General features: G+C 73.0%; 7 protein-coding genes and 1 pseudogene. 7 read left to right on the forward strand and 1 reads right to left on the reverse strand.

Annotated features, from left to right (window positions below; translation table 11 throughout):
- The 4 genes from ACX6XY_RS29455 to ACX6XY_RS29470 all read left to right on the forward strand — a co-directional run.
- Nucleotides 1-432 (forward strand): urease subunit beta (locus ACX6XY_RS29455; RefSeq protein WP_460337476.1); only part of this gene is annotated, 432 nt, incomplete at its 5' end.
- Nucleotides 429-2,120: an urease subunit alpha gene (locus ACX6XY_RS29460; RefSeq protein WP_460337479.1), complete on the forward strand. Its 1,692-nt coding sequence runs from the start codon at nt 429-431 to the stop codon at nt 2,118-2,120. The genes ACX6XY_RS29455 and ACX6XY_RS29460, both read left to right, overlap by 4 nt.
- A 32-nt stretch (nt 2,121-2,152) precedes the next feature.
- Nucleotides 2,153-3,184 carry an agmatine deiminase family protein gene (locus ACX6XY_RS29465; RefSeq protein WP_460337482.1) on the forward strand — a complete coding sequence of 344 codons (1,032 nt, stop codon included), beginning with the start codon at nt 2,153-2,155 and terminating at the stop codon, nt 3,182-3,184.
- A gap of 98 nt (nt 3,185-3,282) precedes the next feature.
- Nucleotides 3,283-3,837: a TetR/AcrR family transcriptional regulator gene (locus ACX6XY_RS29470; RefSeq protein WP_460337491.1), complete on the forward strand. Its 555-nt coding sequence runs from the start codon at nt 3,283-3,285 to the stop codon at nt 3,835-3,837.
- A 2-nt stretch (nt 3,838-3,839) separates the two neighbouring features.
- Here ACX6XY_RS29470 and ACX6XY_RS29475 read toward each other — a convergent pair whose 3' ends face one another.
- Nucleotides 3,840-5,282 carry a hypothetical protein gene (locus ACX6XY_RS29475; RefSeq protein WP_460337485.1) on the reverse strand — a complete coding sequence of 481 codons (1,443 nt, stop codon included), beginning with the start codon at nt 5,280-5,282 and terminating at the stop codon, nt 3,840-3,842.
- Between the two features lie 402 nt (nt 5,283-5,684).
- Between ACX6XY_RS29475 and cimA the strand changes: the two genes are divergently transcribed.
- From cimA to ACX6XY_RS29490, 3 genes and pseudogenes are all read left to right on the forward strand, one after another.
- Complete coding sequence (gene cimA, locus ACX6XY_RS29480) at nt 5,685-7,322, forward strand: citramalate synthase (RefSeq protein ID WP_460337487.1); 1,638 nt, start codon at nt 5,685-5,687, stop codon at nt 7,320-7,322.
- A gap of 67 nt (nt 7,323-7,389) precedes the next feature.
- Nucleotides 7,390-8,733: a hypothetical protein gene (locus ACX6XY_RS29485; protein WP_460337489.1), complete on the forward strand. Its 1,344-nt coding sequence runs from the start codon at nt 7,390-7,392 to the stop codon at nt 8,731-8,733.
- A gap of 219 nt (nt 8,734-8,952) precedes the next feature.
- Nucleotides 8,953-9,149, forward strand: a pseudogene (locus ACX6XY_RS29490) (methylmalonyl-CoA carboxyltransferase); the annotation flags it as partial.

A 9,149-nucleotide genomic window follows, 5' to 3' on the forward strand; every position in this document is an offset into this window, starting at 1 on the left:
GGCGCCAGCGGCGACGCCGCGCCCGGCGCGCTGCTCCCGGCGCCCGCGCACGCCGACCCCGCGCCGACGCTCTCTTTGAGGGTCCGCAACACCGCGCGGGTGCCGGTCAGCGTCACCTCGCACTTCCACTTCTTCGAGGCCAACCCCCGCCTCGACTTCGACCGCGCGGCCGCCTACGGCATGCACCTGGCCGTCCCGGCCGGGTCGTCGGTCCGCTTCGATCCGGGCGGCGAGTGTGAGGTCGGGCTCGTGCCGATCGGCGGCGACCGGGTCGCGATCGGCTTCGCGGGCCTGGTCGACGGCCCGCTCGACGCGCCCGGCGCCAAGGACGAGGCCCTGCGCCGCGCGGCCGCCTGCGGCTACCTCGGCGCGGGACAGGACCCAGCGGGACAGGACCCCACGGAGGACGACGCACCGGAGGCCAGCCGATGACCGCCATCGACCCCCACGACTACGCCGCCGTCCACGGCCCCCGCGCCGGTGACCGGGTCCGCCTCGGCGACACCGGACTGACCGTACGGGTCGAGTCCGACGCCCAGCGCTACGGCGACGAGTTCCTCGCGGGCTTCGGCAAGACCGCCCGCGACGGCCTGCACCTCAAGGCCGCCGCCGTCCGCGAGACCTGCGACGTCGTCATCAGCAACGTCCTGGTCATCGACGCGGCCCAAGGCGTCCGCAAGGTCTCCGTCGGCATCCGCGAGGGCCGCATCGCGGGCATCGGACGCGCGGGGAACCCCGACACCCTCGACGGCGTGGACGTGGTCGTCGGCACCGGCACGTCCATCGTGTCCGGCGAGGGCCTGATCGCCACCGCGGGCGCCGTCGACCCCCATGTGCATCTGCTCTCGCCGCGCATCATGGAGGCCTCACTCGCCTCCGGCGTCACCACTGTCATCGGCCAGGAGTTCGGCCCGGTGTGGGGCGTCGGCGTCAACTCGCCCTGGGCGCTGCGGCACGCCTTCAACGCCTTCGACGCCTGGCCGGTCAACATCGGCTTCCTGGCGCGCGGTTCGTCCTCCGGCGCGGCCCCCCTGGTGGAGGCGCTGGCCGAGGGCGGGGCCTGCGGCTTCAAGGTGCACGAGGACATGGGCGCGCACACCCGCGCGCTGGACACCGCGCTGCGCGTCGCCGACGAGCACGACGTCCAGGTCGCCCTGCACAGCGACGGCCTGAACGAGTGCCTGTCGGTCGAGGACACCCTGCGCGTCCTGGAAGGCCGCACCATCCACGCCTTCCACATCGAGGGATGCGGCGGCGGCCACGTACCCAACGTGCTCAAGATGGCGGGCGTGCCGAACGTCATCGGCTCCTCCACCAACCCGACCCTCCCGTTCGGCCGGGACGCGGTGGCCGAGCACTACGGGATGATCGTCTCGGTACACGACCTGAAGACCGACCTGCCCGGCGACGCCGCGATGGCCCGCGACCGGATCAGGTCCGGGACGATGGGCGCCGAGGACGTCCTGCACGACCTGGGCGCGATCGGCATCACCTCGTCCGACGCCCAGGGCATGGGCCGCGCGGGCGAGACCGTACGCCGCACCTTCCAGATGGCCGGGAAGATGAAGGCCGACTTCGGCCCGATGGACGGCGACGGCCCCGACGACGACAACGCGCGCGTCCTGCGCTATATCGCCAAGCTGACGATCAACCCGGCGATCGCGCACGGCATCTCCCACGAGGTCGGCTCCATCGAGACCGGCAAGCTCGCCGACATCGTGCTCTGGCGTCCGGACTACTTCGGCGCCAAGCCGCAGCTGGTGCTGAAGTCCGGCTTCCCCGCGTACGGGGTCACCGGCGACCCGAACGCCGCGACCGACACCTGCGAACCCCTCGTCCTGGGCCCGCTGTTCGGTGCGCACGGCGCGGCCCCGGCCGACATCTCGGTGGCGTTCGTCGCCGCCGCCGCGGCCGAGTCGGCGGCGGACACCATGCCCACCCGGCGCCGCCGCGTCGCGGTGCGCGGCACCCGCGACATCGGCCCCGCCGACCTGTGGCTGAACTCCCGCGTCGGCACGGTCGACGTCGACGCCCGCACCGGCCTGGTCACCCTCGACGGCGACCCGGTCCGCTCGGAGCCCGCCGACTCCGTCTCCCTGAACCGCCTGTACTTCCTCTGAGGACCCGCGAAGGACCTGGTAAGGACCCCTTGATGAGCACTCCCGCCGCCGACGGCTTCCGCATGCCCGCCGAATGGACCCCGCACGAGCGCACCTGGATGGCCTGGCCGGGCCCCAACCCGACCTTCGACGACCCCGCCGACCTCGACGCGTCCCGCGAGGCCTGGGCGTCGGTCGCGCACGCGGTACGGCGCTTCGAGCCCGTCACCGTCGTCGCGAGCCCCGACCAGGCCGCCGCGGCCCGCCGCCTCCTCGGCGACTCCATCGACGTCGTCGAGCGCGAACTCGACGACGCCTGGATGCGCGACATCGGCCCCACCTTCGTCACCGACGGCCGGGAACTCGCGGCCGTCGACTGGACGTTCAACGGCTGGGGTGCTCGGGACTGGGCCCGCTGGGAGCACGACGGCAAGATCGCCGCATACGTCTCCGACCTGACCGGCGCCCGCACCTACGCCTCCCGCCTGGTGAACGAGGGCGGCGGCATCCACGTGGACGGCGAGGGCACGGTACTCCTCACCGACACCGTCCAGCTCGGCCCCGAGCGCAACCCCGGCTGGACCCGCGCCGAGGTCGAGGCCGAGATCCACGCCCACCTGGGCACCACCAAGGCGATCTGGCTGCCCCGCGGCCTCACCGGCGACTACGAGGGCTTCGGCACACTGGGCCACGTGGACATCGTCGCGGCCTTCGTGAAGCCGGGCGTGGTCGTCGTCCACAGCCAGCCGGACCCCGCCCACCCCGACCACGAACTCTGCAAGTCCATCGCCGCCTACCTGCGCACCCAGACGGACGCCCGCGGCCGCGCGCTCGAAGTCGTCGAGATCGCCGCGCCGACCGTCCTGGAGGCCGACGACGGCTGGGCCGACTACTCCTACATCAACCACTACCTCTGCAACGGCGGCGTGGTCCTGTGCTCCTTCGACGACCCGCGCGACGAGCTCGCCGCCGGCGTCTTCCGCCGTCTCCTGCCCGAGCGGACCGTCACCCTGGTGGATGCGCGTACGATTTTCGCCGGGGGCGGCGGCATCCACTGCATCACCCAGCAGCAGCCCAAGATCTGACACACGGCATCTGACATAACCCTGGAGAATCCGTGGCCAAGGCCAGCACCTCGCGCAGGCGGAACGCCCCACCGCGCGAGGAGGTGCTGGCCGCGGCCATGGCGATGATCGCCGACGGCGGCCTGGAGCGTCTCACCATGGCGGCGCTGGGCCGCGAGGTCGGCATGAGCAGCGGCCACCTCCTCTACTACTTCAAGACCAAGGACGAACTCCTCTTCCAGACCCTGGAATGGAGCGAGGGCCAGCTCGGCGCGGAGCGCCGCGCCCTCCTGGCCCGCCCCGAACCGGTCCGCGCCCGCCTGGACGCCTACGTCGACCTCTACGTCCCCGACGCGCCCGGCGACCCGCACTGGACCCTCTGGCTCGAGGTCTGGAACCGCTCCCAGTACGCCGACGCGGAATCCGAGGCCCGCACCCGCCAGGCCGCCATCGAGGGCGCCTGGCATCGCGACCTCGTCGCCCTGCTGGCCGAGGGCATCTCCCAAGGCGCCCTCCGCCCCGTGGACCCGGAGCGCTACGCCGCCCGCCTCCGCGCCCTCCTGGACGGCTTCGCCGTCCATGTGGCGGTAGGCCTCCCCGGCAACGACCGCGCGCACATCCTCACCCACGTCCACGAGTTCCTGGACGAGACGCTGGGCGCCACGGCCGCCTGACCTCAGCGGTCGACGACGGGGGGAACGACCGGCCGTCGGCCCTGCCGCCAGGTCTCCCCCTCCTCGACGGCGCGCCCGGACCGGTCGCCCTGCCCGGCGTCCCGGCGCGCTGGCCGGGACGCGGCGGGCGGCGGCGCGAGCACACCGCCGGGCACGAGGCCGGGTACGCCGCCGGGCACGGGGCCGGTGCCGCCCGCGGCGAACGGGCCGCCCGTCGTACGGCCTGCCCGCTGGGGGACGCCGCCGACGATGCCGCCGCTCTCGTGCGCCGGGTGGCGGCCGGACGCCGAGCCGCCCCGGCCGGGAGCGCCACCGCCGAGCCCGTTGCCGGTCCAGGTGGGGCGGCCGCCGATGACGCCGCCGTCGCGCGGCGTCCGCCCGGCCGTGCCGGGGCTGCCCGAGCCGGGACCGGGCGTCCCCATCGGGCGGCCCGCACCCGTCGCGGAAGCGGGCGGGGCCAGCCCGGTACGGCCGCCGTCGCCGACGACGGCGAGGGGCGGCGGCGCTCCCGCGAGCAGGGCCGGACCGGCATCCGGCCGCCCCGGACCCGGCGGGCTGGCCGGACCCGCGGACGGTGGCGGACCCGAGTCCTGCGGTGGTGCGGCGACGCTGTCGATCTCCATCAGCGCCGGACGCCCGGCCGGGTTCGGAGCACTCGAAGCACTCGGAGCACTTGAAGTGCTTGAAGTGCTCGAAGCAGCGGCAGACGGTGTGCTGGGCGGTGCGGCCGCCGCACTTGGCGGCGCTCCGGAAGCGGCGACACCGACACCGGGACCGGCTTGCCCGCCCATCGCCCCCTGACCACCGGTGCCACTGCCGGTGCCGGTGCCGGTGCCACCGCCCTGCTCCGGTGCCGAGCCGTACGCCGGGCGGTACCCCCGCGGTTCGGACCAGTCGCCCGAACCCGGATGCATCGCTGGCGGCGGAAACACAGGAGGCTCCTGGGCCTGCAACTGCTGGCCCGAGAACACGTACGTCTGCGCCAGCTTCCGCAGCCGCAGCACCGCATCGGCGCGCATCGCGTCCACCTGGTCCCGCGTCCCGCCCTCGACCTCGACCTCGCCCTCGTCCGCGCCTTCGGCCGCGCGCGCCGTCGTGGTCTCCGACAACGGCGGCATCGACGCCTTCGCCTCCGCGATCGCCTGTGACACCTCTCCCAGCCACACCGCGACGACCCCGCCGTACTCACCGAGCCGCAGCGCCGCGTTCGCCGACTGGCCGCCCCACTCGCGGAACGCGTCGCCGCCCTCGCCGCGCCAAGGCAGACCGCCCACATACGCCTTGAGGTCGTCGCCGATCTCGGCGATCGTCTTCGCCGCCGAGGCCAGCCCGCGCGCCAGCTCCGCCGTACCCGCCGAGTCCGCCGACGCCAGCAGCGCCACCAGCTGCGCGTGCGTCATCGACTCGAAGTCCGTGGTCCGCAACACCGGCCACTCGCGTGCCACCCTTCACTCCTCCCCGCAGGGGATCGACTTCGGAGAGTAACTTTAGCCACCGGGTGTGACAGTGCGGGATCCGGCCCGGCGAGGTGGCCGGATCCCGGCCCCCGGTGCCCGCATCGTGAGACCCCGCCCTGAGGTGGGCGGAACTGTGGCAAACTGCCGCCGTGCTCTCGTTCGCCACGATTATTGGCAGCAGGCGCGCCGGTCCGCAGTGACCGCCACGTACCACCTCGTACGGGCGGACACCGTCGTCTCAGACCCGCGCGCAGACCTCTCGCACCCGCGAGGGGTTTTTCTGTTTCCCGGCTCACCTCGGCCGGGTGCGGAGCGCCTGGGATTATCAAGGGGACGGTGGAACCGGTCATTCCGGGTAGACCGAGATCCGACACAGGAGCCAGATCAGCAATGACGGACGCAACCGACGAGACCGACGACGCGCGCACCGACAGCGCGCAGCTCGACGACGCTTTCCACGTCTTCGACACCACGCTGCGCGACGGCGCGCAGCGCGAGGGCATCAACCTCACCGTCGCGGACAAGCTGACCATCGCCCGGCACCTGGACGACTTCGGCGTGGGCTTCATCGAGGGCGGCTGGCCGGGCGCCAACCCCCGCGACACCGAGTTCTTCGCCCGCGCCAAAGAGGAGATCGACTTCAGGCACGCGCAGCTGGTGGCCTTCGGCGCCACCCGCCGCCCAGGGGCCACAGCGGCCGAGGACCTCCAGGTCAAGGCGCTGCTCGACTCGGGCGCTCCGGTGATCACCCTGGTCGCCAAGTCCCATGACCGGCACGTCGAGCTCGCCCTGCGCACCACCCTGGACGAGAACCTCGCGATGATCGCGGACACCGTGAGCTATCTGCGCGAGCAGGGGCGCCGGGTCTTCGTCGACTGCGAGCACTTCTTCGACGGCTACCGCGCCAATCCCGGTTACGCCAAGTCCGTCGTCCGGGCGGCCGCCGACGCGGGTGCCGATGTCGTCGTGCTGTGCGACACCAACGGCGGGATGCTCCCCGCGCAGGTGCAGGCCGTGGTCGGCACGGTCCTCGCGGACACCGGCGCGCGACTCGGCATCCACGCGCAGGACGACACGGGCTGCGCCGTCGCCAACACCCTCGCCGCCGTCGACGCGGGCGCCACTCATGTGCAGTGCACCGCCAACGGCTACGGCGAGCGGGTCGGCAACTCCAACCTCTTCCCGGTCGTCGCGGCCTTGGAGATCAAGTACGGCAAGCGGGTGCTGCCGCCGGGCGCGCTCGCCGAGATGACCCGCATCTCGCACGCCATCGCCGAGGTCGTCAACCTCACCCCCTCCACCCACCAGCCGTACGTGGGCCTCTCGGCCTTCGCCCACAAGGCGGGCCTGCACGCCTCCGCGATCAAGGTCGACCCGGATCTGTACCAGCACATCGATCCGGAGCGGGTCGGCAACACCATGCGGATGCTGGTCTCCGACATGGCCGGGCGCGCGTCCGTCGAGCTCAAGGGCAAGGAGCTCGGCATCGACATCGGCGGTGACCGCGAGCTGGTCGGCCGCGTCGTCGAGCGGGTCAAGGAACGTGAGCTGGCCGGATACACCTACGAGGCGGCCGACGCGTCCTTCGAGCTGCTGCTGCGCGAGGCGGTCGAGGGCACCCGCCGCCGGTACTTCAGGGTCGAGTCCTGGCGCGCGATCGTCGAGGACCGGCCGGACGGCACGCACGCCAACGAGGCCACCGTGAAGCTCTGGGCCAAGGGCGAGCGCATCGTCGCGACCGCCGAGGGGAACGGACCGGTCAACGGCCTGGACCGGGCGCTGCGGGTGGCCCTGGAGCGTTTCTACCCGGAGCTCGCCAAGATGGAGCTGGTGGACTACAAGGTCCGCATCCTGGAGGGCACCCACGGCACCGGTTCGACCACCCGCGTCCTGGTCTCGACGTCCGACGGCGACGGCGAGTGGTCCACGGTCGGGGTCGCCGACAACGTGATCGCCGCGTCCTGGCAGGCGCTGGAGGACGCGTATACCTACGGGCTGCTGCGGGCGGGCGTGGAACCCGTCGACTGAGCCGCCGCCGGGCAGCCAGACGACTCCGCCGGACCCGTACCGGGGCCGGCGGAGTTACCGTCGATATATGAGGCCTCACATAGTGGTGCGGAGCGCTCTCCGGTTCGCCGTGGCCGTTCTTCTCGCCCTGGGGGTCGCCTTCCTCGCGGCCCCTGGGGCGCAGGCGGCCACCTCGGTCTCCGATGTGGCCCAGGCCCTCAGGCAGAGCCCGGTCTACGTCGACGAGGCGGCGTCGGCCGAGCTCTCGGCGGCGGACGCGGACACCCTGGCGCAACAGATCAAGGACGCGGACAAACCGGTCTTCGTGGCGGTGCTGCCCGCGGACTTCGCCCGCCAGAACGGCTTCGCGGACAGCGAGCTGTTCCAAAAGCTCCGCGTACAGACCGGCATCACCGGCCTTTACGCGGTCCAGCTCGGCGACGCCTTCGACGCGCGGGCGGACTCGGTCGTGCTGTCCCGCGACGGCGTGGACAACCTGAAGGCGGGCATGGAGGGCACGACCACCGCGGCCCGGCTGAACAGCTTCACCGGCCTGGCGCTCGACAGCGTCCGCGGCAGCGCCCCGGCCTCCTGGGGCGTCCCGTCCGACGAAGGCGTCGACAGCGGCGCCCTGATCGGGCTCGGCGCGGTCGCGGTGGCCGGTGGCGCGGGCGCGTACGCCCTGGTCAGGCGGAGCCGCGCGAAGCGGGCCGAGGCCGAGCGGAGCGCCCTGGCGAAGCTGGCCGTCGTGGTCGACGAGGACATCACGGCGTTCGGCGAAGAACTCGACCGCCTGGACTTCCACCCCGGCGAGCCGGGCGCGACAGACCGGATGCGCACCGACTACGCACACGCCCTCGACGCGTATGAGCACGCCAAGTCGCTGATGGCGGCGGCCCAGCGCCCGGACGACGTACGCGCGGTGACCCAGGCCGTGGAGGACGGCCGGTTCTCGCTCGCCGTGCTGGCCGCCCGGCGCGAGGGCCGCGAGCCGCCGGAGCGCAGGGCCCCCTGCTTCTTCGACCCCCGGCACGGACCGTCCGTCGCGGACGTGTCCTGGGCCCCGGTCGGCGCGCCCACCCGCGAGGTGCCGGTCTGCGCGGCGGACCAGGCACGGCTCGCGGACGGTGAGGACCCCGCGGTCCGCCAGGTCGACACGGAGCACGGCCGCCGTCCGTACTACGAGGCGGGCCCGGTCTACGGCCCCTGGGCTGGCGGCTACTACGGCGGCGTCCTGCCCGGACTGCTGATCGGCACCATGCTCGGCTCGCTGATGTCCGGACCGGCCTACGCGGCGGACGGCGGCATGGGCCCCGGAGCGGGCTACGACGGCGGCGACCAGTCGGGCGCCGACTTCGGCCCGGACGACTTCGGCGGCGGGTTCGGCGGCGGGGACTTCGGGGGCGGCGACTTCGGCGGCGGCTTCATGTAGCGGAGGCGGCCGCCGTCGGTCGGCACCGCGAGCGCGACTGAAGTAGTGTGAGACGTCTCTCAGCGGATGATTGTGAGAACCCCACAACCTCGAGGGGCTCTGGACAGTCACTTGCGCTGCACCGCAGGGGGGTTCTGTCCAGGGCTACCAGGAAAACGGGCCGGACACTGTGTGGAGTCGACGGGCCCTTTTCGCTGGTGCACTTCGTAAGGTCGCTACATGACCGTTTTGGACGAGACCGCTTCCCCGGAGGGCGAGCCCGTCGGCGCCCGTGGCCGCGTGGCCGAGCTGCGCGAGATCCGCGCGACGGCGTTGGCCGGACCGAGCGAGAAGGCGACTGCGGCGCAGCATGCCAAGGGCAAGCTGACGGCGCGGGAGCGGATCGAGCTGCTTCTCGACGCGGGATCGTTCCAGGA

The organism is Streptomyces sp. O3, from assembly GCF_054788135.1.

Coding starts and splice junctions, on each gene's coding strand:
- ACX6XY_RS29470 (WP_460337491.1), top strand. CDS start 3,283: ATGGCGATGATCGCCGACGGCGGCCTGGAGCGTCTCACCATGGCGGCG.
- ACX6XY_RS29460 (WP_460337479.1), top strand. CDS start 429: ATGACCGCCATCGACCCCCACGACTACGCCGCCGTCCACGGCCCCCGC.
- cimA (WP_460337487.1), top strand. CDS start 5,685: ATGACGGACGCAACCGACGAGACCGACGACGCGCGCACCGACAGCGCG.
- ACX6XY_RS29465 (WP_460337482.1), top strand. CDS start 2,153: ATGAGCACTCCCGCCGCCGACGGCTTCCGCATGCCCGCCGAATGGACC.
- ACX6XY_RS29485 (WP_460337489.1), top strand. CDS start 7,390: ATGAGGCCTCACATAGTGGTGCGGAGCGCTCTCCGGTTCGCCGTGGCC.